This window comes from Microbacterium sp. Leaf288, from assembly GCF_001422925.1.
Classification (GTDB): domain Bacteria; phylum Actinomycetota; class Actinomycetes; order Actinomycetales; family Microbacteriaceae; genus Microbacterium.
The window spans coordinates 943,198-969,751 of record NZ_LMNI01000010.1; the positions used below are offsets into that span (position 1 = coordinate 943,198).

At 67.7% G+C, this 26,554-nt stretch carries 21 protein-coding genes and 3 rRNA genes; 8 read left to right on the forward strand and 16 right to left on the reverse strand.

Annotation, left to right across the window (positions count from 1 at the left end; translation table 11 throughout):
- Window positions 1-69: 69 nt before the first annotated feature.
- Window positions 70-1,809, forward strand: coding sequence for a gamma-glutamyltransferase family protein (locus ASF40_RS08485; protein ID WP_056368371.1), 1,740 nt, complete (start codon window positions 70-72; stop codon window positions 1,807-1,809).
- Between the two features lie 6 nt (window positions 1,810-1,815).
- Here the strand turns inward: ASF40_RS08485 and ASF40_RS08490 are convergent, their stop codons facing one another.
- Window positions 1,816-2,964: a citrate/2-methylcitrate synthase gene (locus tag ASF40_RS08490; protein ID WP_056367885.1), complete on the reverse strand. Its 1,149-nt coding sequence runs from the start codon at window positions 2,962-2,964 to the stop codon at window positions 1,816-1,818.
- 115 nt (window positions 2,965-3,079) lie between these two features.
- Here ASF40_RS08490 and ASF40_RS08495 point away from each other — a divergent pair, with 115 nt between their 5' ends.
- Entirely contained in the window at window positions 3,080-4,279 is a 1,200-nt protein-coding gene (locus ASF40_RS08495; RefSeq protein WP_056367887.1) for a citrate/2-methylcitrate synthase, read from the forward strand.
- Here ASF40_RS08495 and ASF40_RS08500 read toward each other — a convergent pair.
- Both ASF40_RS08500 and ASF40_RS21445 read right to left on the reverse strand, forming a co-directional pair.
- On the reverse strand, window positions 4,255-4,953 hold the full coding sequence (locus ASF40_RS08500) for an alpha/beta hydrolase family protein (protein ID WP_082496931.1): 699 nt from the start codon (window positions 4,951-4,953) through the stop codon (window positions 4,255-4,257). The genes ASF40_RS08495 and ASF40_RS08500 overlap by 25 nt on opposite strands.
- Entirely contained in the window at window positions 4,950-5,690 is a 741-nt protein-coding gene (locus ASF40_RS21445) for a general stress protein (RefSeq protein WP_056367889.1), read from the reverse strand. Before ASF40_RS21445 ends, ASF40_RS08500 begins: the two co-directional genes overlap by 4 nt.
- Window positions 5,691-5,730: 40 nt before the next feature.
- On the opposite strand from ASF40_RS21445, the gene ASF40_RS08510 reads away from it, so the two are divergent.
- From ASF40_RS08510 to ASF40_RS08520, 3 genes are read left to right on the forward strand one after another with little or no spacing between them, the layout of a single operon-like run.
- A complete protein-coding gene (locus ASF40_RS08510) occupies window positions 5,731-7,059 on the forward strand; it encodes a magnesium transporter MgtE N-terminal domain-containing protein (RefSeq protein WP_056367891.1) in 1,329 nt (442 codons plus the stop codon).
- Entirely contained in the window at window positions 7,059-7,586 is a 528-nt protein-coding gene (locus ASF40_RS08515; RefSeq protein WP_056367892.1) for a DUF1003 domain-containing protein, read from the forward strand. Before ASF40_RS08510 ends, ASF40_RS08515 begins: the two co-directional genes overlap by 1 nt.
- Window positions 7,583-8,734, forward strand: coding sequence for a P-loop NTPase (locus ASF40_RS08520; protein WP_056367895.1), 1,152 nt, complete (start codon window positions 7,583-7,585; stop codon window positions 8,732-8,734). The genes ASF40_RS08515 and ASF40_RS08520 overlap by 4 nt, the downstream gene beginning before the upstream one ends.
- Before the next feature lie 12 nt (window positions 8,735-8,746).
- Here the strand turns inward: ASF40_RS08520 and ASF40_RS08525 are convergent, their stop codons facing one another.
- Window positions 8,747-9,127, reverse strand: a complete 381-nt coding sequence (locus tag ASF40_RS08525; protein ID WP_056367896.1) for a hypothetical protein — start codon at window positions 9,125-9,127, stop codon at window positions 8,747-8,749.
- Window positions 9,128-9,199: 72 nt separating this feature from the next.
- Between ASF40_RS08525 and ASF40_RS08530 the strand changes: the two genes are divergently transcribed.
- Window positions 9,200-9,835, forward strand: coding sequence for an O-methyltransferase (locus tag ASF40_RS08530; protein ID WP_056367899.1), 636 nt, complete (start codon window positions 9,200-9,202; stop codon window positions 9,833-9,835).
- A gap of 63 nt (window positions 9,836-9,898) precedes the next feature.
- Here ASF40_RS08530 and ASF40_RS20845 read toward each other — a convergent pair whose 3' ends face one another.
- The 6 genes from ASF40_RS20845 to ASF40_RS08555 all read right to left on the reverse strand — a co-directional run bounded on the left by ASF40_RS20845 (window position 9,899) and on the right by ASF40_RS08555 (window position 17,946).
- Window positions 9,899-10,072, reverse strand: a complete 174-nt coding sequence (locus ASF40_RS20845; RefSeq protein WP_019179788.1) for a DUF3117 domain-containing protein — start codon at window positions 10,070-10,072, stop codon at window positions 9,899-9,901.
- A 95-nt stretch (window positions 10,073-10,167) separates the two neighbouring features.
- On the reverse strand, window positions 10,168-11,391 hold the full coding sequence (locus tag ASF40_RS08535; RefSeq protein WP_056367901.1) for a hypothetical protein: 1,224 nt from the start codon (window positions 11,389-11,391) through the stop codon (window positions 10,168-10,170).
- Window positions 11,373-12,449 (reverse strand): succinyl-diaminopimelate desuccinylase, encoded by a 1,077-nt coding sequence (gene dapE / locus ASF40_RS08540; RefSeq protein WP_056367903.1) that lies wholly within the window; start codon window positions 12,447-12,449, stop codon window positions 11,373-11,375. Before dapE ends, ASF40_RS08535 begins: the two co-directional genes overlap by 19 nt.
- 224 nt (window positions 12,450-12,673) lie before the next feature.
- Window positions 12,674-12,790 (reverse strand): 5S ribosomal RNA (rrf, locus tag ASF40_RS08545).
- Window positions 12,791-12,916: 126 nt separating this feature from the next.
- Window positions 12,917-16,021 (reverse strand): 23S ribosomal RNA (locus ASF40_RS08550).
- Between the two features lie 416 nt (window positions 16,022-16,437).
- A 16S ribosomal RNA gene (locus ASF40_RS08555) occupies window positions 16,438-17,946 on the reverse strand.
- The 16S, 23S and 5S rRNA genes sit together here, the layout of an rRNA operon.
- 565 nt (window positions 17,947-18,511) lie before the next feature.
- Between ASF40_RS08555 and dapD the strand changes: the two genes are divergently transcribed.
- On the forward strand, window positions 18,512-19,468 hold the full coding sequence (gene dapD / locus ASF40_RS08560) for a 2,3,4,5-tetrahydropyridine-2,6-dicarboxylate N-succinyltransferase (protein WP_056367906.1): 957 nt from the start codon (window positions 18,512-18,514) through the stop codon (window positions 19,466-19,468).
- Between the two features lie 245 nt (window positions 19,469-19,713).
- Here the strand turns inward: dapD and ASF40_RS08565 are convergent, their stop codons facing one another.
- The 6 genes from ASF40_RS08565 to ASF40_RS08590 form a co-directional block, all read right to left on the reverse strand.
- Entirely contained in the window at window positions 19,714-21,012 is a 1,299-nt protein-coding gene (locus ASF40_RS08565) for a citrate synthase (RefSeq protein ID WP_082496932.1), read from the reverse strand.
- Window positions 21,013-21,201: 189 nt separating this feature from the next.
- Window positions 21,202-22,323, reverse strand: a complete 1,122-nt coding sequence (gene dapC, locus ASF40_RS08570; RefSeq protein WP_056367909.1) for a succinyldiaminopimelate transaminase — start codon at window positions 22,321-22,323, stop codon at window positions 21,202-21,204.
- Between the two features lies 1 nt (window position 22,324).
- On the reverse strand, window positions 22,325-22,645 hold the full coding sequence (fdxA, locus tag ASF40_RS08575; protein ID WP_018170155.1) for a ferredoxin: 321 nt from the start codon (window positions 22,643-22,645) through the stop codon (window positions 22,325-22,327).
- A 47-nt stretch (window positions 22,646-22,692) separates the two neighbouring features.
- Window positions 22,693-23,094, reverse strand: a complete 402-nt coding sequence (locus ASF40_RS08580; protein ID WP_056367910.1) for a DUF6113 family protein — start codon at window positions 23,092-23,094, stop codon at window positions 22,693-22,695.
- 67 nt (window positions 23,095-23,161) lie between these two features.
- Window positions 23,162-23,476 (reverse strand): AzlD domain-containing protein, encoded by a 315-nt coding sequence (locus ASF40_RS08585; protein WP_056367912.1) that lies wholly within the window; start codon window positions 23,474-23,476, stop codon window positions 23,162-23,164.
- Complete coding sequence (locus ASF40_RS08590) at window positions 23,473-24,234, reverse strand: AzlC family ABC transporter permease (protein ID WP_056367915.1); 762 nt, start codon at window positions 24,232-24,234, stop codon at window positions 23,473-23,475. The genes ASF40_RS08585 and ASF40_RS08590 overlap by 4 nt, the downstream gene beginning before the upstream one ends.
- Before the next feature lie 230 nt (window positions 24,235-24,464).
- Between ASF40_RS08590 and ASF40_RS08595 the strand changes: the two genes are divergently transcribed.
- Window positions 24,465-26,534, forward strand: a complete 2,070-nt coding sequence (locus ASF40_RS08595; RefSeq protein WP_056367916.1) for a pectate lyase family protein — start codon at window positions 24,465-24,467, stop codon at window positions 26,532-26,534.
- Window positions 26,535-26,554 lie beyond the last annotated feature (20 nt).

A 26,554-nucleotide genomic window follows, 5' to 3' on the forward strand; every position in this document is an offset into this window, starting at 1 on the left:
GTCAGCTTGTCGAAATACACCTCCCCGTCGTCCTTCACGACGCGCCCGACGCTGACGGGCACGTTCGGCATGTCCGCGTCCACGCACTGGCTCGCGACGGCCACCGCACAGGCGGTGCTGGAGCGGGGCGGCAACGCCTTCGACGCGTCAGTCGCGGCGGCCTTCGTTCTCCACGTCGTCGAGCCTCATCTCAACGGACCCGGCGGCGATCTCGTGGCGATCTTCCAGCCGGTGGATGCTGTGGCCCCGACCGTGCTCATGGGTCAGGGGCCGGCTCCCGCCGGCGCCACGATCGAGCACTACCGCGGCGAGGGTCTCGACCTCACGCCCGGCGCCGGAGGCCTCGCGGCCGCAGTGCCCGGCGCCGTGGACGCCTGGCTCCTGCTGCTGCGCGACCACGGGACGTGGGAGCTCAGCGACGTCCTCTCGTACGCCATCGGCTACGCGCGCGACGGGCACCCGCTCGTGGCGGGCGCCGCCGCCACGATCGCGCGCGTCGCCGAGCTCTTCCGCGACGACTGGACGACGTCGGCAGACCTGTGGATGCCCGACGGCGAGCTTCCGGTCGCCGGTCGAGTCGTGCGGAACCCGGCCTACGCCGAGGTTCTCGACTCGCTCGTCCACGCGTCGTGCACCGTGCGCGACGACGGGCCGGTCGGACGCGCTGCCCGCATCGACGCCGCACGGCGCGAATGGAAGACGGGGATCGTCGCGCACGAGGCATCCGCGTTCCTGTCGCAGCCGCACCGCCACTCCGGCGGGGGCCGGCACGCGGCGGTCATCACCGCGGACGATTTCGCAGGCTTCGACGCCGGCTACGAGCCCGCCGTCACGCGGGAATTCCGCGGCCGCACGATCGCGAAGGCCGGCGCGTGGACGCAGGGCCCCGCGCTGCTGCAGACGCTGGGACTGCTCGAACCCCTCGCCGACGAGCTGCTCGACCCGTCACAGGAGGCGGGCGCGCACACGATCCTGGAGGCTCAGAAGCTGGCGTACGCCGATCGCGACGCATGGTTCGGGGACGACGACGTCGACCTCGACGCGCTGCTGTCGGCCGAGTACCTCGACGACCGGCGCTCTCTGATCTCGTCGGAGGCCTCCACCGAGTTCCGCCCGGGTGCGCTCCCCGGCCGCGCGCCGTTCCGTCCCCCGCTGCGCACGACCTACGACGCGCCCGCCGTCGGCACGGGTGAGCCGACGGTCGCCAAGACCGGCGAGACGCGCGGAGACACGTGCCATCTCGACGTCATCGACCGGTGGGGCAACATCGTCTCGGCGACCCCCTCGGGCGGGTGGCTGCAGTCCTCCCCGACGGTCCCGGCACTCGGGTTCTGCCTCGGCACACGTCTGCAGATGACGTGGCTCGAGCCGGGGCATCCGTCGTCGCTCGTTCCGGGGAGGCGCCCGCGGACGACCCTCACCCCCACGCTGGTGCTTCGTGACGGCACACCGGAGTTCGCGATCGGCTCCCCCGGCGGCGATCAGCAGGACCAGTGGCAGCTGCTGGCCCTGCTGCGCATCATCGTCGGCGGCTATACGCCGCAGCAGGCGATCGATGCGCCCGCGCTGCACACCACGTCGATGCCCGAGTCCTTCTGGCCTCGCACGTGGACGCCCGCCGGTGCCGTGGTCGAGAACCGGCTCGGCGAGGCGCTGATCGAAGGGCTCGAGCGCCGCGGCCACCGCGTCACGCGGGCGGGCGACTGGGCGCTCGGCCGCGTGTCGGCCGTCGGACGCGATGCCGCCACCGGCGTCCTGTGGGGTGCGGCGAACCCGCGCGGGATGCAGGGGTACGCCGCCGGACGATAGTGCCGCTCAGGCCGCCGCCACCCGGACCGAGGGCCCCACGTACCGCGCCGACGGGCGGATGATCTTCGGGTCGCGCGCCTGTTCGAGGATGTGCGCCGTCCACCCGATCGTGCGCGCGACCGCGAACGTCGGCGTGAACATCGAGCGCGGGATCCCGCATTGCTCCATCACGAGCGCCGCCCAGAACTCGACGTTGGCGTGGAGCTCACGGCCGGGCTTCGCCTCGGCGAGCAGCCGCTCGGCGCTCTGCTGGAAACGCAGGGCGAGCTCGACCCGCGGCCCACCCCTGCGCAGCGCGACGCGCTTCATCAGCTCGGCGCGCGGGTCCGCGGTGCGGTACACCGCGTGCCCGAACCCCATCAGTCGCCGCCCTGCCGCGAGCTCCCCACGGATCCACGGGTCGATGCGGTCGTCGGTGCCGATGGCGTCGAGTCCGTCGAGCGCACGGGACGGAGCACCTCCGTGCAGGGGTCCCGTGAGGGCTCCGAGCGCGCCGACGAGGCAAGCCGCGGCATCCGCGCCGGTCGAGGCGATGACCCGGGCGGTGAAGGTGGAGGCGTTGAAGCCGTGGTCCATGACGGCGATCAGATAGGCGGTCAGAGCACGCTCGGTCGCCTCGTCCGGAACGCGTCCGGTGACCTGCCGGAGGTATTTCGCGACGACGCCCCGGCCCTCCAGCACGGGCAGCTCGCGCTCTCCGCGACCGCGCCGCCAGAGGGCGCCGACGAGCATCGGCGTCGCGGCGGCGAGGGCGATCGCATCGGCGAGACGTCCGCTCTCGTCGAGATCGTAGAGCGGACGGATGCCGCGCCTCGCGCCGAGCAGCGGCCAGGCGGCCGCGAGCCCGGCGAGCACGTCCGGCGTCGCTGCCGACACCGCGTCGACGACGGGCCCGAGGTCGCCGCGCCGCCCGGTCGTGGCATCGGAGACTCGGGCGGCGAACCCCGGGCGGGAGGCATCCGTCGCGTCCTGGCCGGTGACGAGGAGCTGCCAGGCGTCTTCGAAGCTCGCGGTCTCCGCAAGCTCGATCGCCGACCGATCCCGGTACTGATAGAAGCCCTCCGCCCCGCGGACATCGCTCACGGTGGTCTCGGCGACGATCACGCCGGCGAGGCCCCGCGGCGCGTCGATCGGGGTGAGGCGTGTCGTCGTCATGTCGGCTCCTTGCTCGAGGTCTCCGGGAGGTCGACCGCACCATGGGCGATCGTTCCCGCTACAGTCAGTGTCGGAACTTGATCACGCTTTCGTCAATCTTGATCGGATCAACATCATGAGCGACCTTCCCCGCCTGACCGCGGCTGAGGCGGCGGCTCGTCTCGGCGTCAAGCCGGAGTCCCTGTACGCGTACGTGTCGCGGGGACTGCTGTCGCGAGAGCGCGATGCCGCGGGCTCGTCGTTCGATCCGCTGGAGGTGGAGGCGTTCGCGCGCCGGCGCCGGCGCTCCCCGAGTGCTGCCCCCGGCTCGCCGGCCCCGGGTACGCCGCTCATGGTGCTCGACACCGGACTCGCCCACATCGAGGACGACGAACTGCACTATCGCGAGCGGTCGGCGGCGCGGCTCGCGCGCGGGTCGTCGTTCGAGGAGGTCGTGACCTGGCTGTGGGACGTACCCGCGCTCCGTGCCCCGTCGCCTGCCGACCTCGTCGTCGCTCGGCGCACGATCGAGGCGCTGGGCCCGACCGCGCCGCCGGTCGACCGCCTGATCGTCGCGGTGGCGGCTCTCGCGGCCACCGACCCCCTGCGCGACGACTCCGATGCGTCGCAGCTGGTGCGCGTGGGGGCGCGGCTCGTCACGGGCCTGGCCGGCGCGCTCGCTCCCGCCGGCCAGGAGCCGGACGTCGCACGGACCCTGTGGGGCGCACTCGCTCCGCATGACCTCCCTGGCGGACCCCGCCTCCTCGACGCGGCACTGGTGCTCGTCATCGACCACGATCTCGCCGTCTCCACCCTGGCCGCGCGTGTCGCGGCGTCGGCCCGCGCCTCCGGATACGCCGTCGTCACCGCCGCTCTCGGCGCTTTCGATGCGCCCCTGCACGGCACCGCGAGCCGGGCGGCCGCGCAGCTGCTGCGGGCCGTCCGCGACGGCGACGCACCGTCGACCGCGATCGCGCGCGCCGTGCGCGACGGGGGTCGCGGCATCCCCGGGTTCGGGCAGCCGCTCTATGCCGGGGGCGACATGCGCGCGCGCGTGCTCCTCGAGCTGCTGCGGGAGGCGCCGCAGAGCGCGCGCGTCCTCGCCGCGGTGGACGCCGTCGCCGACGAGGTGGCGCGCCGTGCGGACGTGCGTCCGAACCTCGACCTCGCGTTGGCTGCCCTCACCCTGTGGGCGGACATGTCCGATGACGCCGGGTCGGTGATCTTCGCGATCGGACGCATCGTCGGCTGGATCTCGCACGCGGTGGACGAGTACAACGAACGCCCGATGCGCCTGCGACCGCGGGGGCGTTACGTGGGTCCTGCTCCGGAGTGAGCCCGGCGCAACCACTCGGCGACCATCGGTGCGAGGCCGGCCGCGATCTCGGCCGGCGCACGCTTGTGCCCCTTCACCTCGAACGAGTGCCCACCGCCGTCGATCCAGGCGATCTCGGCGACCTGGCACGACGCGACGGCCTCTTCGAGCTGCTCATGCGGGTCGATGAAGGGGTCGTTCGTGCCTTCGACGAAGAGCTGCGGCTGCGACACGTCCGGCAGGTGTGCAGTGCGAGCCTTGTCGGGGTTCCCCGGCGGATGCAGCGGGTACCCGAGGTACACCAGGCCCGCAGGAGCGATCACACCCTCCGCCGCCGCCATCGACGCCATGCGTCCGCCGTACGACTTGCCCATCGCGAACACGGGCGCACCCGCGGCGCGCTCTGCCAGCTCGGCGTGGACCGCCGCCCACGTCGCGATCGCGTGCGCCGCAGGTCCCGGCATCCGTCTCCCCGCCTCCACGTACGGGAAGTTGAACCGCAGCGTGGCGACGCCCTCTCGCGCCAGCGCGTCGGCGAATCCGGTGAGGAACGGATGCCGATACCCCGCGCCCGCACCGTGCGCCACGGCCGCGAACGCCCATGCCGATGACGGCATGACGAGGTCGGCCGATACCTCGGCGCTCCCGTTCGGGAGCGCGACGGTGATCCGCGAGGGATCCCCGTCTTCGTTCATGCGCTCCTGCTGTCGTCCGCGTGCGGCGCGTCGGCGTGATCCTGCCTCGCGTCGGTCGGCGGCTCGGGCTCGGTCGGCTCGCCGGGGCGCTCGACCGGCTCGGGACTCACGGCGTGCGCTCCGGGTGCGGCCTCATCGCCGGGCTCGCCCTCGGCATCGGGCTTCGCCGCGACCCGCTCGCCGTACTTCGGCGGCTCGGCGGACGGAGCCGCGGAGCCCGGGGCAACCGGTGCCGTCGGTACGACCGGAACGGCGGGCGTCACGGCGGTCTGGGGGCCGAGCACCTGACGCGCCCGGCCGACGCTGTTGTCGGTGACGGTGACCTCGTAGTGGTCGGCGACGACCTGCATCACGGACGCGTAGTCGCGGCGCCGGCGCACGAACGAGTACGCCACGATGCTCAGCAGCATTCCGATCGCGATGCCGACGAACAGCACGCCGACGAATGCCTGGATCGGCACGGACGGCGAGCCGATGACGAGGATCGCCGAGAAGAGAAGGCCGAGGAGGAGTCCGTTCACCGCGCCCGACCGCGCGGCCGACGCGTAGCCCAGACGGCCGGTGATGCGCTCGATCGAACGGAGTCCCTGCCCCACGATCGCGATGTCGCGTGCCGGAATGTCGGCCGCGATGAGGGACGACACCGCCTTCTGCGCCGCCTCGTACGTCGGGAAGTTCGCCACGGTCTGCCCGACCGCGTCAGAACTCTGCGGAGAGCGCCCTCCCATCATGGTCATCTCCCCATCCTCCCACGGCGCGCGGACTACGCTGGGACGTGTGAGCACGCAGAGGGTTTTCGTCGCGCGCCTGTCCGGGTGCTCGGTCTTCGACCCCGCCGGCGACCGCCTCGGCAAGGTCCGCGACGTCGTCGTCATCTACCGCAAAGACGATCCGCCCCGTGTGATCGGGCTCATGGTCGAGATCCCCGGCCGGCGGAACGTGTTCGTCTCGATCGGCCGCGTCACCTCGATCGCGACCGGCCAGGTCATCACCACCGGGCTCATCAACGTCCGACGCTTCCAGCAGCGCGGCGGCGAGGTGCGCGTCATGGCGGAACTCCTCGGCCGCAAGGTGTTCTTCGCCGACGGATCCGGAACCGCGGTGATCGAGGACGTGGCGATCGAGCGCAACCGTCTCGGCGAGTGGGACGTCGGGCAGCTCTTCCTGCGCAAGCCGAAGACGACGGCCTCCCCCTTCGCCAAGGGTCCCACCACGTTCGCGAACTGGGACGCGGTGCGCGAGAGCCAGGTGCCCGGCGAGGCGCAGTCCGCCGAGCAGCTGGTGGCGACGTACTCCGAGCTGCGGCCCGCCGACCTCGCGAACACGCTGCTCGACCTGCCCGAGGAGCGGCTGCTCGAGGTCGTCGACGAGCTCCCCGATGACCGTCTCGCCGACGCCCTCGAGGAGATGCCCGAAGAGGAGCAGGTCCACATCCTCGAAGCCCTCGACGACGAGCGCGCCGCCGACATCCTCGACGCCATGGAGCCCGACGACGCGGCCGACGTCCTCGGACAGCTGCCCGAGGACCAGCGCGAAGAGCTCCTCGAGCTCATGGAGCCCGAGGAGGCGGAAGACGTCCGCGCCCTTCTCAAGTACGGCCCCGACACTGCGGGCGGCCTCATGACGAGTGAGCCCATCGTGCTCTCCGCCGATGCGACGATCGCCGAGGCCCTCGCGCTGATCCGTCGTCACGAGCTGCACCCCGCGCTCGCGGCCGCTGTCTTCGTGACCCTTCCTCCGTACGAGACCCCCACGGGGCGCCTGCTCGGCACCGTGCACTTCCAGCGGATGCTGCGCTACCCGCCGCACGAGCGGCTGGGGGCGATCATCGACGACACGCTCGACCCGGTGCCGGCGACGGCGTCGGCGGCCGAGGTCGCTCGTCTGCTCGCCTCGTACAACCTCGTCTCCCTGCCCGTCGTCGACCCCGCCCATCGGCTGGTCGGCGCGGTCAGCGTCGACGACGTGCTCGACTATCTCCTCCCCGAGGACTGGAGATCGCACGATGCCGAGGAGGATGAACGCCCGGCATCCGAGTCCGTACCCACCACGACCGCCAGCACGTCTGTGCTCGGCAAGCCATCCGGCACAGGGAGGAGGCGCTGATGGCACGCAGCACCCGCCAGCCGTCGCTCGACGCCCCTCGTGGCCGCTCGGGCATGCTGCAGCGCACCCCACAGCCGTCCAGCGACCGCTTCGGCCGCTTCTCGGAGGCGTTCGCGCGCGCGATGGGCACGTCGGGCTTCCTGATCGGGATGACGATCTTCGTGGCCGTGTGGCTGGCGTGGAACATCTTCATGCCCCCGCAGCTGCAGTTCGATCCCGCGGCGACCAACTTCACGCTGCTCACGCTGATCCTGTCGCTGCAGGCGTCGTATGCCGCGCCCCTCATCCTCCTCGCTCAGAACCGGCAGGACGACCGCGACCGCGTGCAGATCGAGCAGGATCGGCAGCGAGCCGAGCGCAACCTCGCCGACACGGAGTACCTCGCGCGCGAGGTCGTCGCACTGCGGATGGCCGTCAACGACTTCGCCGACCAGGTCCTCACGCGCGACGTCCTCCGCAGCGAGCTGCGCGCCATGCTCGAGAAGCTCGAGAGCTCCCCTGAGGTCGAGGACGGCGCCGCCCGATGAGCCCGGCCTCCGCGGACGCCGTCCGCACCGCCGTCGGCGCTGTCTCCGACCCCGAGCTGCGCAGACCCATCGGCGAGCTCGACATGGTCCGTGACATCTCGGTGGACGACGGCGTCGCGCACGTCGCGATCGCCCTCACGATCGTGGGGTGTCCCGCGGCTGACCGGATCGCGTCCGACGTGCGCGCGGCCGCGGCATCCGTTCCCGGGATCACGGACGTCGCACTCGAGGTGGGGGTCATGACTCCGGCCGAGCGGCACGCGCTCACCGAGCGGCTGCGCGGCGGACGAGCGCGCGAGATGCCCTTCGGTCCCGGCACGCTCACGCGCGTCATCGCCGTCACGAGCGGCAAGGGCGGCGTCGGCAAGTCGACCGTCACCGCCAACCTCGCCGCCGCGCTGGCCGCACGTGGGCTCGCCGTCGGGCTCATCGACGCCGACGTGCACGGGTTCTCGATCCCGGGCCAGCTCGGGCTCGTCGCGGCAGACGGCACCGTGCCGCAGCCGACGCGCGTCGACGACCTCATGCTGCCGCCCGTCGCCTACGGCGTGAAGGTGATCTCGATCGGCATGTTCCTGCGCCGCTCCGCCGCAGACACGCCGGTCGGCGCCGTCGCGTGGCGCGGGCCCATGCTGCATCGCACCGTGCAGCAGTTCCTCACCGACGTCTATTTCGGCGACCTCGACGTGCTCCTGCTCGACATGCCGCCCGGCACCGGCGACGTCGCGATCTCGGTGGGGCAGCTGCTGCCCAACGCCGAGGTGCTCGTCGTCACGACGCCGCAGGCGGCGGCGGCCGACGTCGCGGTGCGCAGCGGTGTCGTCGCGCGTCAGACCGGGCAGCGTGTCATCGGGGTGGTCGAGAACATGGCCGCCATGACACTTCCCGACGGCACGACGGTCGATGTGTTCGGCGCGGGCGGAGGCGCCGCGGTCGCAGAGGCGCTCTCGCAGCCGGATGCCGAGGTGCCGCTGCTGGCTTCGGTGCCGCTCAGCCCGACGCTGCGGACGGATGCGGATGCCGGGACCCCGGCGGTCATCGCACACCCCGACGACCCCGCGGCGCGGGCCATCGCCGGCATCGCTGAGACGCTGGCTCAGACGCCGCGCGGACTGTCGGGCCGCTCGCTCCCGTTCCGCCCGCGCTGAACAGCGCCGGGGTCAGGTCGCTTCGCTGTCGTAGGGCGTCGGGCCCTCGATCGGGCTGCGGTACGGCGACCGCACCGGCGTCGTCGGCGGCATGGGTGCGGACGGCGCCTGGGAGGCCGCGATGCTCGCGACCGGGGCGTCGTCGAGGAGCGCCTCACGGATGATGCGACGCGGGTCGTACTGGCGAGGGTCGAGCGTGCGCCAGTCGACGTCGTCGAAGTCCTCGCCCATCTCGTCGCGCATGCGCGTCCGTGCGGTCGTCACCCAGGTCCGCGCCCGTTTGGTCAGGCCGGCGAGCGACTCCGCATAGCGGGGCAGCCGCTCGGGTCCGAGGATGAGTGCCGCGACGAGTCCGATCAGCAGCAGCTTCTCGATCGTGAGGCCGAAGATCATGCCTTCAGATTACCGCCGTGCCTGTGCGGCCAGCGCCGCGCGGCCGCGTAGGCTGGCGGGCGGAGGATGCCGATGGGAGAGCAGAACGCGAACCAGCGGTTCGTCGACGAGGCGACGAGCGAGCCGGAGCACATCGCGCGTGCCCGCGCGCATGCGCTCGAGCTCGGAGCCGCACCGATCAGCCCGGCGATCGGCGCCCAGTGCGCGGTCATCGCAGCGGTGTCACAGGCGCTCAACATCGTCGAGATCGGCACGGGTGCCGGAGTCTCCGGGCTCTGGCTGCTGCACGGCTCCCCCCGCGCGACCCTCACCACCATCGACAAAGAGCCCGAGCATCTCGGCGCCGCCCGCCAGGCGTTCGCCGAGGCCCGGATCCCTCCGGCTCGTGCCCGCTTCATCACCGGCCGCGCCTCGGAGGTGCTGCCGCGCATGAACGAGGCGTCCTACGACATCGTGCTCGTGGACGCCGATCCCGAGGGGGTCATCGAGTACGTCGAGCACGGTCTGCGACTGGTGCGGGCCGGCGGGACGGTGCTCGTCCCCCGCGTGATGGCCGGTGGGGCCGTCGCCGACCCGGTGCGGCGGGACCCCGTGACCACCGCGTACCGCTCGCTCATTCAGGAGACGCAGGCCTCTCCCGCGGTGATCGGCGCACTGTCGATCACGGGCGAGGGACTGCTGCAGCTCACCACCGTCTCCACGCCCTGACTGCTCCGCACCGCATGCAAGAACGGCCGGTCCGATCGGACCGGCCGTTCTTGCAACGAGCGACTACGCGGCGTTGACGACGCCCCCCAGGACGTCGTAGAGCTCCTTGGCCTCAGCGTCGTTCACCGAGACGACCAGACGACCGCCTCCCTCGAGCGGCACGCGCACGATGATGAGTCGACCCTCCTTCACGGCCTCCATCGGCCCGTCTCCGGTTCTCGGCTTCATGGCTGCCATTGCGGCTCCTTTTCATCGATGGTCTGCACGTCAAGTTTATCGTGAGGGCCGACGCCCCGGGCACGCCTGGGGAAAGCGGCATCCGTCATCCGGCGTCATGGGACCTGCCAGTTCGTGCTTCCCAGGGCATACATGTTGTAGATCCACCACCACTGCCCCACGAGACACGCGATCAGCACGCCGATCCGCCAGATGCGAGAGCGCGGAACGGCGAACGCACCCCACAGCGGCGACAGCGGCACCAGCAGGCGGAAGATGCTCGACTGCGGAAAGAAGACCAGCAGGAGGTAGACGAGGTAGCTCGCACTCCACAGGCGGATCTCGATACCGAGCCGGCGCACGTGCGGCAGCGCGACCAGGGCCACCGCGATGAGGAGCAGTCCCCCGCCGACGAGGGCGTACCCGAGGGCAAGCGGGAGGTGCCACATCGTCTCGAACCAGTAGGAGATTCCCGCGAGGAACGGCTCGAGCGGCGTGAACGTCGCGTCGCCGAGGATCCAGTTGCGCCGCCAGGCCATCTCCGTGACGAGATAGGCGTCCGGGTTCCCCGTCACCCATCCCGCGATGAACTGCCACGCGAACCCCGCCACCGCGGCGAGAAGGCCGGCGGCGATGATGTGCCCGATCTCCGGTGCCCGCAGCGGTTCACGCGCCCGTGTGAACCAGCGCCAGATGCCGAACAGCGCGAGGAACAGGGCGAACGCCAGCACGCCGGGTCGTGTGAACGCCATCAGCGGGATCAGGGCATACAGCCACACATAGCGCCGGCGTGCCACCGCGAGCAGCGCGCAGAACAGCCAGAACAGGTTGAGCGCCTCGGCATATCCGACGTGGAAGAGCGCCGCGAGCGGTCCGCTCGCGAAGAACGCCACAGCCCAGAGCGTCGCCGACTCGTCCAGCCGCCTCCGCAGCAGGTAGTAGAGGGCGACGGATGCCCCGTACCCGGCGACCAGCGACACGATGAGGGCGCCGGTGTGCCAGAGGCCGAACGGGACCGAGACCCACTGCGCGAGCCACGGATAGATCGGGAGGAACGCCCAGGCGTTCTCAGCGACCTGGCCGGCGTCATTGAGCGGCAGCCGGCTCGGGTAGCCGGAAACCGCGACCAGCCAATACCACTCGCCGTCCCACGCGACGACGGTGTCGCCCAACCGGGCATCCGCACCCATCCGGGACGTGAAGCCGGAGAGCTCGGTGGCCGCGAACAGGAACAGCGTGGTGACCATCCTGGCGACGACGTAGATCGCCGCGACCCGCGCAGCAGTCCGAGCCGCAGACGGACGCGTCACCGGCGACAGCGTCAGCTGCTCGCCAGCCACGCGCGCAGACCCTGCTCGACCGCCTCGATCTGCGCGACCGGCACGCGCTCCTCGTCGTGGTGCGCCAGGTGGGGATCGCCGGGTCCGTAGTTCACCGCGGGCACTCCGAGCGCGCTGAAGCGGGCGACGTCGGTCCAGCCGTACTTCGGCCGCGGCTCGGCGCCGACGGCTGCCAGGAACTCCTGCGCGAGCGGGGCGTCGAGCCCCGGACGGGCGCCGGCTGCAGCATCGACGACCTCCACCTCGAACCCTGCGAGCACGTCACGCACGTGGCGCTCCGCCTCCGCGACGTCACGGCTCGGGGCGAAGCGGTAGTTGACCTCCACCTCGCACAGATCGGGGATCACGTTGCCGGCCACACCGCCGTTGATGCGCACCGCGTTGAGCCCTTCTCGATAGACGAGGCCCTCTACGGCGACGTCACGCGGGACATAGGCGGCGAGACGCTCGAGGATCGGAGCGGCTTTGTGGATCGCGTTCTCGCCGATCCAGGCACGCGCGCTGTGCGCGCGCACCCCATGCGTGCGGACGATCGCACGCAGGTTGCCGTTGCAGCCGCCCTCGACAGCGCCGTCGGACGGCTCGCCCAGGATGGCGAAGTCGCCGGCGAACAGGTCGGGGCGTGTGCGCGCGAGTCGCGTGAGTCCGTTCAGGTCCGCGTCGACCTCTTCGTGGTCGTACCACATCCACGTGATGTCGACCCGGGGGTCGGAAAGCTCTGCCGCGAGTTTCAGCTGCACCGCCACCCCGGCCTTCATGTCGACGGTGCCGCGGCCCCAGACGTAGGGCTCCCCCTCGACCTCGATGTCCTTCGTCGGCACGTTGCCGTTGATCGGAACGGTGTCGATGTGCCCGGCGATGACGACGCGCTGCGCGCGACCCAGGTGGGTGCGGCCGACGATCGTGTCGCCGTCGCGGTACACGTCGAGGTGCTCGAGCGCGGAGATCTCCGCGAAGATCGCGTCAGCGAGCGTCTTCTCGTCGCCGGAGACGCTCGGAATGTCGCAGATCATGCGAGTGAGTTCGACAGATGACAGGGACAGGTCGAGCGCCGGCATCCCTCGAGTCTACCGAGCGCGAATATGTGCCGTTAACGCGGAATGGCCACCCGTGTGGGTGGCCATTCCGTGAATGGGTGTCCGGCGGTGTCCTACTCTCCCACAGGGTCCCCCCTGCAGTACCATCGGCGCTGAGAGGCGTGACCACGTTGAGTCCGAGGCGGCTCGAGCATCGTGTTAACGCGGAATGGCCACCCGTGTGGGTGGCCATTCCGTGAATGGGTGTCCGGCGGTGTCCTACTCTCCCACAGGGTCCCCCCTGCAGTACCATCGGCGCTGAGAGGCTTAGCTTCCGGGTTCGGAATGGGACCGGGCGTTTCCCTCTCGCTATGGCCGCCGAAACTCTTTCGATGAGTTCGGTGCTTTCACAACGTGAAAAGTTCTCTTTTTTGTTGTGTTCCCGACCGTACATCGGGAACCACTCAGTGGACGCGAGCWATCTCGACCCCTCCAAGGGAGGGGGAGGTGTTTTCAAGTCATCGGCTTATTAGTACCAGTCAGCTGCACACGTTGCCGTGCTTCCACATCTGGCCTATCAACCCAGTAGTCTGGCTGGGAGCCTCTCACCCGAAGGTATGGAAGTCTCATCTTGAGGCCGGCTTCCCGCTTAGATGCTTTCAGCGGTTATCCATCCCGAACGTAGCTAACCAGCGGTGCACTTGGCAGTACAACTGGCACACCAGAGGTTCGTCCAACCCGGTCCTCTCGTACTAGGGTCAGATCCTCTCAAACTTCCTACGCGCGCAGCGGATAGGGACCGAACTGTCTCACGACGTTCTAAACCCAGCTCGCGTACCGCTTTAATGGGCGAACAGCCCAACCCTTGGGACCTACTCCAGCCCCAGGATGCGACGAGCCGACATCGAGGTGCCAAACCATGCCGTCGATATGGACTCTTGGGCAAGATCAGCCTGTTATCCCCGAGGTACCTTTTATCCGTTGAGCGACAGCGCTTCCACAAGCCACTGCCGGATCACTAGTCCCGACTTTCGTCCCTGCTCGACCTGTCAGTCTCACAGTCAAGCTCCCTTGTGCACTTACACTCGCCACCTGATTGCCAACCAGGTTGAGGGAACCTTTGGGCGCCTCCGTTACTTTTTGGGAGGCAACCGCCCCAGTTAAACTACCCACCAGGCACTGTCCCTGAACCGGATTACGGTTCGAAGTTAGATATCCAGAGTGACCAGAGTGGTATTTCAACAATGACTCCACCATAACTGGCGTCATGGCTTCACAGTCTCCCACCTATCCTACACAAGCCACACCGAACACCAATACCAAGCTGTAGTAAAGGTCACGGGGTCTTTCCGTCCTGCTGCGCGTAACGAGCATCTTTACTCGTAATGCAATTTCGCCGAGTTCGCGGTTGAGACAGTTGGGAAGTCGTTACGCCATTCGTGCAGGTCGGAACTTACCCGACAAGGAATTTCGCTACCTTAGGATGGTTATAGTTACCACCGCCGTTTACTGGGGCTTAAATTCTCAGCTTCGCCTTGCGGCTAACCGGTCCTCTTAACCTTCCAGCACCGGGCAGGCGTCAGTCCGTATACATCGTCTTGCGACTTGGCACGGACCTGTGTTTTTAGTAAACAGTCGCTACCCACTAGTCTCTGCGGCCACCACACCCTTTTCCAGGCAAGCTGGTATAAGTGGATGGCCCCCCTTCTCCCGAAGTTACGGGGGCATTTTGCCGAGTTCCTTAACCACGATTCTCTCGATCTCCTTGGTATTCTCTACCTGACCACCTGAGTCGGTTTGGGGTACGGGCGGCTAGAACCTCGCGTCGATGCTTTTCTCGGCAGCATAGGATCACCCACTTTTCATCCGCATCGTGTCTCAGCCTGTATGAGTCACGGATTTGCCTATGACTCGGCCTACGCACTTGCCCCGGGACAACCATCGCCCGGGATGGGCTACCTTCCTGCGTCACACCTGTTAATACGCTAACCGCACCAGAATGGGGTCGTACGCTAGGCCCCACGCCATCACCCGAAGGATCCGGTCATGGGGATTCAGATACTTAGCACTACTGGATTAGTTTGGGCGGTTCTTCGCCGGTACGGGAATATCAACCCGTTGTCCATCGACTACGCCTGTCGGCCTCGCCTTAGGTCCCGACTTACCCAGGGAAGATTAGCTTGACCCTGGAACCCTTGGTCTTTCGGAGGACGTGTTTCTCACACGTCTTTCGCTACTCATGCCTGCATTCTCACTCGTGTGGCGTCCACGGCTGGGTCACCCCGCCGCTTCACTCGCCACACGACGCTCTCCTACCCATCAACACGGCTGGACCACGAAGGCCTACCAATAATGTCAATGCCACAACTTCGGTGGCGTGCTTGAGCCCCGTTACATTGTCGGCGCGGAATCACTTGACCAGTGAGCTATTACGCACTCTTTCAAGGGTGGCTGCTTCTAAGCCAACCTCCTGGTTGTCTAAGCAACTCCACATCCTTTCCCACTTAGCACGCGCTTAGGGACCTTAGATGGTGGTCTGGGTTGTTTCCCTCTCGACTATGAAGCTTATCCCCCACAGTCTCACTGCTGCGCTCTCACTTACCGGCATTCGGAGTTTGGCTGACGTCAGTAACCTTGTAGGGCCCATCGGCCATCCAGTAGCTCTACCTCCGGCAAGAAACACGCAACGCTGCACCTAAATGCATTTCGGAGAGAACCAGCTATCACGAAGTTTGATTGGCCTTTCACCCCTATCCACAGCTCATCCCCTCAGTTTTCAACCTAAGTGGGTTCGGCCCTCCACGACGTCTTACCGTCGCTTCAGCCTGGCCATGGATAGATCACTTCGCTTCGGGTCTAGGACATGCGACTGAATCGCCCTATTCAGACTCGCTTTCGCTACGGCTACCCCACCCGGGTTAACCTCGCCACATATCGCTAACTCGCAGGCTCATTCTTCAAAAGGCACGCTGTCACACCTACCAGGGGTGCTCCAACGGTTTGTAAGCAAACGGTTTCAGGTACTATTTCACTCCCCTCCCGGGGTACTTTTCACCTTTCCCTCACGGTACTTGTCCGCTATCGGTCATCTGGGAGTATTTAGGCTTATCAGGTGGTCCTGACAGATTCACACGGGATTTCTCGGGCCCCGTGCTACTTGGGATACGCTCCACGCCAGAACACGCATTTCGACTACGGGGCTGGCACCCACTCTGGCCCGCCTTTCAAGACGGTTCGTCTATACGCTTCTGTCACGTCGACCACTCGGCAGAATGATCAGGAACGTCCCGCAACCCCCCACATGCAACGCCTGCCGGCTCTCACACACATGAGGTTTAGCCTGATCCGATTTCGCTCGCCACTACTCACGGAATCACGGTTGTTTTCTCTTCCTGTGGGTACTGAGATGTTTCACTTCCCCACGTTCCCTCTACCCGCCCTATATATTCAGGCGGGAGTCACTAGGTCGGCACGCCGCCCAGCGGGGTTTCCCCATTCGGACACCCTCGGATCAAAACTTGCTTATCAGTTCCCCGAGGCTTATCGCAGATTGCTACGTCCTTCTTCGGCTCCAGATGCCAAGGCATCCACCGTTTGCTCTTAAAGACTTGAAAACATGAGAATCAAAACTCAGCCACACTCAAAAAAGAGTGCGACAGAAATTGACTAATGATCTTTAAGATCATCAACACAAAACAACCCCRAAGGGTCATCTTGCAAAGATGCTCGCGTCCACTGTGTAGTTCTCAAAGTACGGGCGGCACCCCCACCACACGACCAAACAGCCGGCAGCAGAAGCCCTAGAGAGTTGCACACCACCCAAAGGCGGCGTCCGGTCCCTCAGGACCCAACAGCGTGCAGGCACCCCGCTCACCAACCCCCACCCTCCAACCACACCCCGAAAGGTGCGGCGTACTAGTAGGAACCAGCTGCGCTGATGCCATGTCAAATGTTCCACCCACGAGCCCCAACCAGGAACATTCGTCCTGATCTGGGTCCTGCAACCCTTACGGGTTGAGGTGCTCCTTAGAAAGGAGGTGATCCAGCCGCACCTTCCGGTACGGCTACCTTGTTACGACTTAGTCCTAATTACCGATCCCACCTTCGACGGCTCCCTCCACAAGGGTTGGGCCACCGGCTTCAGGTGTTACCGACTTTCATGACTTGACGGGCGGTGTGTACAAGACCCGGGAACGTATTCACCGCAGCGTTGCTGATCTGCGATTACTAGCGACTCCGACTTCATGAGGTCGAGTTGCAGACCTCAATCCGAACTGGGACCGGCTTTTTGGGATTCGCTCCACCTCACGGTATTGCAGCCCTTTGTACCGGCCATTGTAGCATGCGTGAAGCCCAAGACATAAGGGGCATGATGATTTGACGTCATCCCCACCTTCCTCCGAGTTGACCCCGGCAGTATCCCATGAGTTCCCACCATTACGTGCTGGCAACATAGAACGAGGGTTGCGCTCGTTGCGGGACTTAACCCAACATCTCACGACACGAGCTGACGACAACCATGCACCACCTGTTCACGAGTGTCCAAAGAGTCCCCTATTTCTAGAGTGTTCTCGTGTATGTCAAGCCTTGGTAAGGTTCTTCGCGTTGCATCGAATTAATCCGCATGCTCCGCCGCTTGTGCGGGTCCCCGTCAATTCCTTTGAGTTTTAGCCTTGCGGCCGTACTCCCCAGGCGGGGAACTTAATGCGTTAGCTGCGTCACGGAATCCGTGGAAAGGACCCCACAACTAGTTCCCAACGTTTACGGGGTGGACTACCAGGGTATCTAAGCCTGTTTGCTCCCCACCCTTTCGCTCCTCAGCGTCAGTTACGGCCCAGAGATCTGCCTTCGCCATCGGTGTTCCTCCTGATATCTGCGCATTCCACCGCTACACCAGGAATTCCAATCTCCCCTACCGCACTCTAGTCTGCCCGTACCCACTGCAGGCCCGAGGTTGAGCCTCGGGATTTCACAGCAGACGCGACAAACCGCCTACGAGCTCTTTACGCCCAATAATTCCGGATAACGCTTGCGCCCTACGTATTACCGCGGCTGCTGGCACGTAGTTAGCCGGCGCTTTTTCTGCAAGTACCGTCACTTTCGCTTCTTCCTTGCTAAAAGAGGTTTACAACCCGAAGGCCGTCATCCCTCACGCGGCGTTGCTGCATCAGGCTTCCGCCCATTGTGCAATATTCCCCACTGCTGCCTCCCGTAGGAGTCTGGGCCGTGTCTCAGTCCCAGTGTGGCCGGTCACCCTCTCAGGCCGGCTACCCGTCGACGCCTTGGTGAGCCATTACCTCACCAACAAGCTGATAGGCCGCGAGCCCATCCCAGACCGAAAAATCTTTCCAACCCCCACCATGCGGTAGAAGCTCATATCCAGTATTRGACGCCGTTTCCAGCGCTTATCCCAGAGTCCAGGGCAGGTTGCTCACGTGTTACTCTGATCCACCAAGCAAGCTTGGCTTCACCGTTCGACTTGCATGTGTTAAGCACGCCGCCAGCGTTCATCCTGAGCCAGGATCAAACTCTCCATAAAAAAATGATGCTGCAAACAATCGGAATAAGACCGAAAGCAGCGAGTTCAATCATGACCAAAAACGAATATCAAACTGACATCCATGAATTGATCCAAAAAAGACCCCCACCAACCAAAAAATGGTCGACAGAGAAAAAATTGGCATTTGACAAGTGCACGCTGTTGAGTTCTCAAAGATCGGACGCACCAACCAGCAACGAATCCCACGACCCGCTACCCCGACTGGGCAACTTCTCTATCTTACACATCCGCTCTCGCTTGTCAAGTCGGCGGGGCAAGGCACAAGACCTCACCACAGCCGGAGACCAGCAGTCACAGAAGTGGAAGAAACCCATCCTAAACCGGAACCCGGCCCGCTCGCCAGAGCAGATCGGATGGGGTGGTTCGCTGCTTGAGGGGAGCGAGACCTTCCGGCCTTCCGCTCTACCCTTTGGGGCGAACAACAAGAACATTACGTGGATCCCACCCGCCGGTCGAATCAGCCCCGCATCCCGGGCGTGTCGCCACGGTTCTCCCCCGGAAACACGCGGAACTCCACCGGGGCCCGCGCGCTAGCGTTGAAGCCATGACCGAAGAACGATGGGTGTGGGGCGTCGGCCTCGCGACGACCGCCGAAGACGGAACCGTGCTCGACACGTGGTTCCCTTCCCCCACTGCCGGACGCATCCCGCTGGGCTACGACCCCCAGATGCCGCCGGACGAGCTCGACCGCCTTGCTGTCGCCGACGAACGGCGCGCCGTCACGGTGGATGTCGTCGCCATCGAGACCGATCTCGATGCTGCGCCGACCTCGACTCCGGACGCGTACCTGCGCCTTCACGCGCTGTCGCACCTTCTCGTGCGCCCCAATGAGGTGAACCTCGACGGGATCTTCGCGCACCTGCCGAACGTGGCGTGGACCAACGCGGGGCCGATGCATCCCGACGCGCTCACCCGCCTGCGCCCGTTCCTCATCCGCGAGGGCATCCAGGTACAGGGACTCGACAAGTTCCCCCGCCTGCTCGACTACGTGACGCCGGCCGGCGTCCGCATCGCCGACGCGTCCCGCGTGCGGCTCGGCGCCTACTTGTCGCCCGGCACCACCGTCATGCACGAGGGCTTTGTGAACTTCAACGCCGGCACCCTCGGCCAGAGCATGGTCGAAGGCCGCGTCTCGCAGGGCGTGGTCGTGGGCGACGGCAGCGACATCGGTGGCGGCGCCTCGATCATGGGCACCCTCTCCGGCGGCGGAACCCACAAGGTGTCCGTCGGAGCCCGCACCCTGCTCGGCGCGAACGCCGGCATCGGGATCTCGCTCGGCGACGACTGCATCGTCGAGGCCGGCCTCTACGTGACCGCGGGCACCAAGGTCGTGCTTGCGGACGAGCCCCGTCGGGCCGACGGGACGCTTCCCACGGCGAAGGGTGCCGACCTCTCCGGCAGCACCGGACTGCTCTTCCGCCGCAACTCTCTCACCGGAGCGGTCGAGGCCGTGCGCCGCGCAGGCGTGGGTGTCACCCTCAACGAGGCGCTGCACGCCTGAGTCCCGCGCACTGAGACCGCTCCGTCATCCACGACGGGGCGGTCTCGTCGTTTGCGGTCGTCGCCGCGACCGTGGTGCTGACGGTCCGGCCATGTGGACGGACGGATGCTGCGACCCACGGCTCGCTCGAGAACGCCGGCCCACCAGCACTCGTCGACGTCGGCTCACTCACCGCGGCGGGCACGACCCCGCTCAACGACGATGCCGCGCCCCGACTCGGGGGCGCGGCATCCGTCAGTTCCGGGTCAGGACAGACCGGGGTAGTTGCGCTCTTCGGCGCCGATGTACAGCTGCTGCGGACGGCCGATCTTGGTCTGAGGGTCGCCGGCGGCCTCGCGCCACTGCGCCAGCCAGCCGGGCAGGCGCCCGATCGCGAACAGCACCGTGAACATGCGGGTCGGGAAGCCCATCGCCTTGTAGATCACGCCTGTGTAGAAGTCGACGTTCGGGTACAGGCGGCGGTCCTGGAAGTACGCGTCGTTCAGCGCGATCTCTTCGAGCTCCTTCGCGAGGTCGAGCAGCGGGTCGCTGACGCCGAGCGCCGACAGCACCTCATGGGCCGATTCCTTGACGAGCTTCGCACGCGGGTCGTAGTTCTTGTAGACGCGGTGCCCGAAGCCCATGAGCTTCACGCCGTCTTCCTTGTTCTTCACGCGCTCGACGAAGCGCTGCACGCTTTCGCCGGAGTCTCGGATGCGCGCGAGCATGTCAAGCACGGCCTCGTTCGCGCCGCCGTGCAGCGGACCGTAGAGCGCGTTGATCCCTGCCGAGATCGACGAGAACTGGTTCGCGCCCGTCGAGCCGACCAGGCGCACGGTCGAGGTCGAGGCGTTCTGCTCGTGGTCCTCGTGGAGGATCAGCAGGCGCTCGAGAGCGCGCGACATCACCGGATTGACCTCGTACACCTCCGAGAGCACGCCGAAGTTGAGCTTCAGGAAGTTGTCGACGAACCCGAGCGAATTGTCGGGGTAGAGGAACGCCTGGCCGATGCTCTTCTTGTGCGCGTACGCCGCGATCACGGGCAGCTTCGCGAGCATGCGGATCGTGTTCAGCTCGACGTGCTCGGGGTTGTTGGGGTCGGACTGGTGCTCGTAGTACGTCGAGAGCGCGGACACGGCCGACGACAGCACCGACATCGGGTGCGCGGTGTGCGGCAGCGCCGAGAAGAACCGCTTGAGGTCCTCGTGCAGCAGCGTGTGCCGACGGATCTTCTCATCGAACTCGGCCAGCTCGTCAGCGGTCGGGAGTTCGCCGTAGATGAGCAGCCACGCGACCTCGAGGTAGGTGCTGTTCTTCGCGAGCTGCTCGATCGGGTAGCCGCGGTAGCGCAGCACGCCTTCGTCGCCGTCGATATAGGTGATCGCGGACTTCGTCGCCGCGGTGTTGACGAAGCCGTAGTCGAGAGCCGTGTAGCCGGTCTGGCGGGTGAGGGTGGAGAGGTCCACGCTCGGTGTGCCGTCGGTGCCCCGCAGAAGCGGGAACTCGGCGGTGCTGCCACAGATCGTGAGGGTGGCCTTCTCCTGCTGGGTGCCCGCGTCGCTCACGGCGCCTCCTCGCGATTTCTGGTCGTACCGGGGGTGTCGTCCAGTCCTGTGCGGCGCCATGGGGAGGGCTGCAGCAGAACGGAGGGGCGGGACGGGGGATGCCGCGTCGCCGCGCTTCTTACAGCCTAGTGCGCCGCCACGCCTACTGTTGACAAGGCCAAAGGCTCGCGGCATCCGATAGAGGAATCCTCAGATCGCGATGTGTGATGCGGCGCGCAGTCGTGCGGCCGCGGCCGCGATGCGCTCGTCGGTCGCGGTGAGCGACAGTCGGATGTGCTGCGGGAAGTGCGTGCCGTAGAAGTGGCCCGGACCGGCGAGGATGCCGAGATCGGCGAGACGCCCGAGACTCTCCCACGCTTCGCGCCCCTCGGTCGCCCAGAGGTACAGCCCGGCCTCGCTCGCGTCGATGCGGAATCCGGCGGCCTCGACGGCGGGGCGCAGCACATCGCGTCGACGACGGTACAGCTCCTTCTGCGCGGCGACGTGGACATCGTCCTCGAGGGCGGCGGTCATCGCCGTCTGGACCGGAAGCGGGAGCATGAGGCCGAGGTGCTTGCGCGCCGTGAGCAGACGAGCGATCACGGCGGGATCGCCGGCGAGGAACGCCGCGCGGTAGCCGGCGAGGTTCGACTGCTTGCTCAGCGAGTACACCGAGAGGATGCCGCGGAGGTCGCCCGCGGTCACGCGGGGGTCGAGCGCGGACGGCACCGGTTCGGCGTCCCATGGGGCATCCCACCCCAGTTCCGCGTAGCACTCGTCGGACGCCAGCACGGCGCCGAGCTCGCGCGCCCGCTCGACCGCCGCGCGCAGGGCGTCGACGTCGAGCACGCGGCCGTCGGGATTGCCCGGGGAGTTCACCCACACCAGGCGGGTGTCCTCGGGCCAGTCTGCGGGCTCGTCCGCGGCGACGGGCGTCGCGCCGACGAGGCGCGCGCCGACCTCGTACGTGGGATATGCCGCACGGGGGTGCACGACGACGTCGCCGGGTCCGAGACCGAGCAGCAGCGGGAGCAGGGCGACGAGCTCCTTGGACCCCACGGTCGGGAGCACGTTCTCGGGGGTCAGCCCTGAAACGCCCCGGCGGCGGGCGTACCAGCTCGCGATGGCCGCCCGAAGCTTCGGGGTGCCGACCGTCTGCGGGTACGCGTGCGCGTCGGTCGCGGCGCGGAGTGCGTCCGCGACGACGGCGGGCGTCGCGTCGACGGGTGACCCGATCGACAGATCGACGAGGCCGTCGGGATGCGAGCGTGCTCGCGCGGCATACGGCGCGACCGCGTCCCAGGGGTAGTCGGCGAGGTCGGCGACCCCCACGTCAGTGTTCCTGCGGCGGGAGCGCCTCGATGATCGGGTGATCCTTGTGGATGACGCCCACCTTGGCGGCGCCGCCCGGGGAGCCGATGTCGTCGAAGAACTCGACATTGGCCTTGTAGTAGTCCTGCCACTCGTCGGGCAGGTCGTCCTCGTAGTAGATCGCCTCGACGGGGCACACGGGCTCGCAGGCGCCGCAGTCGACGCACTCGTCGGGGTGGATGTACAGCGATCGATCGCCCTCGTAGATGCAGTCCACGGGACACTCGTCGATGCAGGCGCGGTCCTTGACGTCCACGCAGGGAAGGGCGATCACGTACGTCACGGCATCAGTCTAGCCGCGGCATCCGCAGCGCATCCGCCGTGCGACGATCAGGTGGAGCGCTCCGAGGGTGCGTCCGCCCGCACAAACGTGTCGGGCCACGCGATCACCACGGCGGAGATGATCGGCACGAGGATCGTCCACACGATTCCGGGGTTGAACTCTCCGTCCGGCGCCTGCGGCACCACCACCGAGCCGCCGGGACCCGCGCCCGAGAAGACGAGCGTCGCGGTCATGAGGCCGATGGCCACGGCAAGGGTCGCCCACCGATCGGACGTGAGCAGCCGCACCGCGAGGAGCAGGGCGGCAGAGCCGACCACGGCGAGGATCAGGCCGAGCGGGAACCAGCCGATCGCGTACGCGTGGGCCACCGTGCCGGCGACGCCGTAGACCAGTCCCACCAGCAGGGCGACGATCCAGCTGCCGATGCGGGCGGGGACGGAGGGGCGCATGCCTCGATCGTACCGACCGCACCTGTGCGCTGCTGCGCGCTCGACGGGGGTCGGGACGGAGCCCCGGCTACGCCGCCCAGCCCCACAGACGCAGGAGTGCCGCGACGAGCGCGGCCGCGACGACCACGACGAGGAAGGGCGCCCGCAGCATCAGCAGACCCGCGGCGACGAGCACGGCCGGGACCCGGGCATCGACCACGACCGCCTGCCCCGCGCCGAGAGTCTGCACGGCGACGAGGGCGGCGAGCAGCGCCACGGTGAGCAGATCGGCGATGCGCATCGGCGTCGGGGCCTCGACCCACTTCGCGGGGATGAGATAGCCCACGGTCTTGAGCGCGACGCAGATGATCGAGGCAACGAGGATGGCCGTCCACATGGTCACGGCAGCCCCTCCCTCTCGGCGACGTCGTCGGGTTCGGTCTCGACCCGGTCGTCCTTGCCGAGCCAGTTCGTCCAGCCGACCACGATCGCGACGAGGGCAGCGATGATGACCGGGAGACCGGGCATGAGCACGGGCGTGAGCACCGTCGCCACGACGGCCGCGGCCACGCCGACCACGATGGGCTGGCGGGCGCGCAGGCGCGGCCACAGGAGGGCGAGGAACGCGGCTGCCGCGGCGGCGTCGAGTCCGTACGCCCGCACGTCGCCGAGCACGTCGCCGAGCAGCGCGCCGGCGAGCGTCGACAGATTCCACCCGATGTAGATCCCGATGCCGGTGACCCAGAACCCCAGTGTCCGGGCGTGCGGCGAGCGCTGGGCGAGCGCCACCGCGGTCGACTCGTCGATCGTGAACTGCGCCGCCGCGGCGCGGCGCCAGAAGCCCGCGCCGACCACCGGAGACATCCGGATGCCGTAGGCCACGTTGCGCACTCCGAGCAGCGCCGCGGATGCGATCGCCGCCGGCACGGCGGCCAGCCCCCCGGCCCCCACGATGCCGACGAACGCGAACTGGGATCCGCCGGTGAACATCACGAGACTCAGGACGCACGTCTGCCAGACGTCGAGCCCGGCCGCGACGGCGAGAGCGCCGAACGAGACGCCGTAGGCACTTGTCGCGAGCGCGACGCCCAGCCCTTCGCGCACCGCCCGCCTCCCCTCGCCGGCGCTGTGTGCGTCGTCGAAGTGCGGATCGAGGGTCACCTCGTCATGCTACCGACGGGTCCGACACCGGACGCCGGTCCGCGTGCGGGACGGTGGCCTCGTCCGGCGCCGCCGTGCACGCGGGAATGCTCGGGTCGCAGCATCCTGGGATTGCGCTTTCCTACTCCGCTTGCCATGCTGGGCGTGAACCGGCAGAAAACGCTTCCTCAGCTCCACGGTCGCCCCCGCGTCGTCCTCATCACGGATTCTGCACAGGACGAAGGAGTCCCATGCGCACACCGTCCCCCCTGCCCGAGCGCGCCGCGCCATCGCGCTCCCGCCGACCGCGGGCGCTCGCCGTGGTCGCCGCCGCGGGCCTGGCCGCAGCGCTCGTGCTGCCCGCCTCTCCGGCGACCGCTGCCGCCGCCGCACCCGGTGCGGCTCCGTCCGTCGACCTCGGCCGCGAGGTCATCGCGCCCGGCGACGGTTGGGCGTCGTGGAGCGGCGACACGTACCCCGAGCGCGCACAGCGCCTCGCCGCGCCGACCACGGGGGGCTCCTCCGCCTCCCCCGCGGACGTGTATGTCGCCGGCACGTGGCAGGAGTTGCGCGACGCCCTCGCCGGCAGGGCGGGCGGATCGCAGAACGACGCGCGCTACAACACCGTGCCGCGCATCGTCTACGTCACGGGCACGCTCGACCCGTGGCTGCGCGCCGACGGCACGCGGACGACCTGCGACGACATCGCCGCGCAGATCACCGTCGCGGGATCCGGCGCGCCCTTCTCGATGGACGACTACATCGCCGCGTTCGGACCCGGGGTCGACCCCTCCGGCCCTCTCGAGGCCGCTCGCGCCGAGGCCGCGGCGCTGCAGGCGCGGCTCACGCTGCAGCACGTCGGCTCGAACGTCACTCTTGTCGGCGTCGGCGACGACGCGCACGTGGTCGGAGCGTCCCTGCGAATCCGCGACGCCTCGAACGTCATCGTGCGCAACCTCACACTGTCCGACGCGTACGACTGCTTCCCGCAATGGGATGCCAATGACGCGGGCGGCAACTGGAACTCGGCGTACGACAACCTCTCGGTGTGGACGTCGACGAGCGTGTGGATCGATCACAACACGTTCGACGACGGAGACCACCCCGCGGCGAGCCTCGACACGGTCTACGGGCGTCCGTTCGAGGTGCACGACGGGCTCGTCGACATCACCCACGGCTCCGACCTCGTGACGATGTCGTGGAACTGGCTGCAGCATCACGACAAGACCGACATCATCGGCTCATCGGACTCGCGCCTGCAGGATCGGGGCCAGCACCGCGTCACGCAGCACCACAATCGGTGGACCGACATCGGCCAGCGCGGCCCGCGGGTGCGCTTCGGCGACGTGCACGTCTACAACAATCTGTACGAGCAGACGGATGCCACGACCCAGGCCTCGTCGGACGGCTACGACTTCTTCCAGTACTACTGGGGAGCGGGTCGCGAGAGCAGCATCGTCGCCGAGTCCAACGCCGTCGAGCTGATCGACCCCGCGAGCGCCTCGCGGATCATCGCCGGCTGGGGCGGCACCGAGCTTTCCGCCACCGACACGCTCGTGAACGGGGAGATCGTCGACGTGCTCGCGGCGTACAACGCCGGCGCCGCCGCCCCGCTGTCCCCCGCGGTTCGGTGGGATCCCGCTGACGCCTACGCGTACACGCTCACACCCGTCGGCGACGTCGCCGAGGCGGTGCGTGCGGGGGCCGGCGCGGGCGTGCTCGCCTCGGGCACGCCTGGCGCCACCGACGCACCGGCCGCGTTCACACTGTCGCACGACAACGGCTGGGACACGGGCCTGCGCGACGGCGACTACCGGGTGACGGCCGACCTCTGGTGGGGTCAGAACGCCACGGTGGTCAAGCTCTACGAGAACGGCACGCTCGTCGGCGCGCAGTCGATGGCCGGGGTGTCCCCCGCCGCACAGCGCACCACGTTCGACATCGCCGGCAGGACGAACGGCGCGTACGCGTACGAGCTCGTCGCGCTCAACCCTCACGGCGAGTCGCGGTCGCGCAAGCTCACGGTGACGGTGACGGATGCCGCACCCGCCGTCGCCGTACTGAGCGCCTCCGGTGTCCGGACCGGCGACGTGACGATCACGGCGAACCTGTGGTGGGGCACCAACGCGAGCGAGTACGTGCTGTTCCAGGACGGCGTCGAAGTCGACCGTCAGGCGCTCACGTCCGCGACACCCGGTGCCCAGCGCGCGACGACGTCGTTCGGCGCACTGTCTCCCGGCACGTACGAGTTCACCGCGGTGCTCTCGAACGCCGCGGGATCGACGGCTGCGCGACCGGTCGCGGTGACGGTGAGGGACTGACGACGACGGATGCTGCGACC

Bases quoted from the DNA above. Each gene is read 5' to 3' on its own strand.
- ASF40_RS08485 (WP_056368371.1), top strand. From the start codon at position 70: ATGTCCGCGTCCACGCACTGGCTCGCGACGGCCACCGCACAGGCGGTG.
- ASF40_RS08490 (WP_056367885.1), bottom strand. From the start codon at position 2,964: ATGACGACGACACGCCTCACCCCGATCGACGCGCCGCGGGGCCTCGCC.
- ASF40_RS08495 (WP_056367887.1), top strand. From the start codon at position 3,080: ATGAGCGACCTTCCCCGCCTGACCGCGGCTGAGGCGGCGGCTCGTCTC.
- ASF40_RS08500 (WP_082496931.1), bottom strand. From the start codon at position 4,953: ATGAACGAAGACGGGGATCCCTCGCGGATCACCGTCGCGCTCCCGAAC.
- ASF40_RS21445 (WP_056367889.1), bottom strand. From the start codon at position 5,690: ATGACCATGATGGGAGGGCGCTCTCCGCAGAGTTCTGACGCGGTCGGG.
- ASF40_RS08515 (WP_056367892.1), top strand. From the start codon at position 7,059: ATGGCACGCAGCACCCGCCAGCCGTCGCTCGACGCCCCTCGTGGCCGC.
- ASF40_RS08520 (WP_056367895.1), top strand. From the start codon at position 7,583: ATGAGCCCGGCCTCCGCGGACGCCGTCCGCACCGCCGTCGGCGCTGTC.
- ASF40_RS08525 (WP_056367896.1), bottom strand. From the start codon at position 9,127: ATGATCTTCGGCCTCACGATCGAGAAGCTGCTGCTGATCGGACTCGTC.
- ASF40_RS08530 (WP_056367899.1), top strand. From the start codon at position 9,200: ATGGGAGAGCAGAACGCGAACCAGCGGTTCGTCGACGAGGCGACGAGC.
- ASF40_RS20845 (WP_019179788.1), bottom strand. From the start codon at position 10,072: ATGGCAGCCATGAAGCCGAGAACCGGAGACGGGCCGATGGAGGCCGTG.
- dapE (WP_056367903.1), bottom strand. From the start codon at position 12,449: ATGCCGGCGCTCGACCTGTCCCTGTCATCTGTCGAACTCACTCGCATG.
- dapD (WP_056367906.1), top strand. From the start codon at position 18,512: ATGACCGAAGAACGATGGGTGTGGGGCGTCGGCCTCGCGACGACCGCC.
- ASF40_RS08580 (WP_056367910.1), bottom strand. From the start codon at position 23,094: ATGCGCCCCTCCGTCCCCGCCCGCATCGGCAGCTGGATCGTCGCCCTG.
- ASF40_RS08595 (WP_056367916.1), top strand. From the start codon at position 24,465: ATGCGCACACCGTCCCCCCTGCCCGAGCGCGCCGCGCCATCGCGCTCC.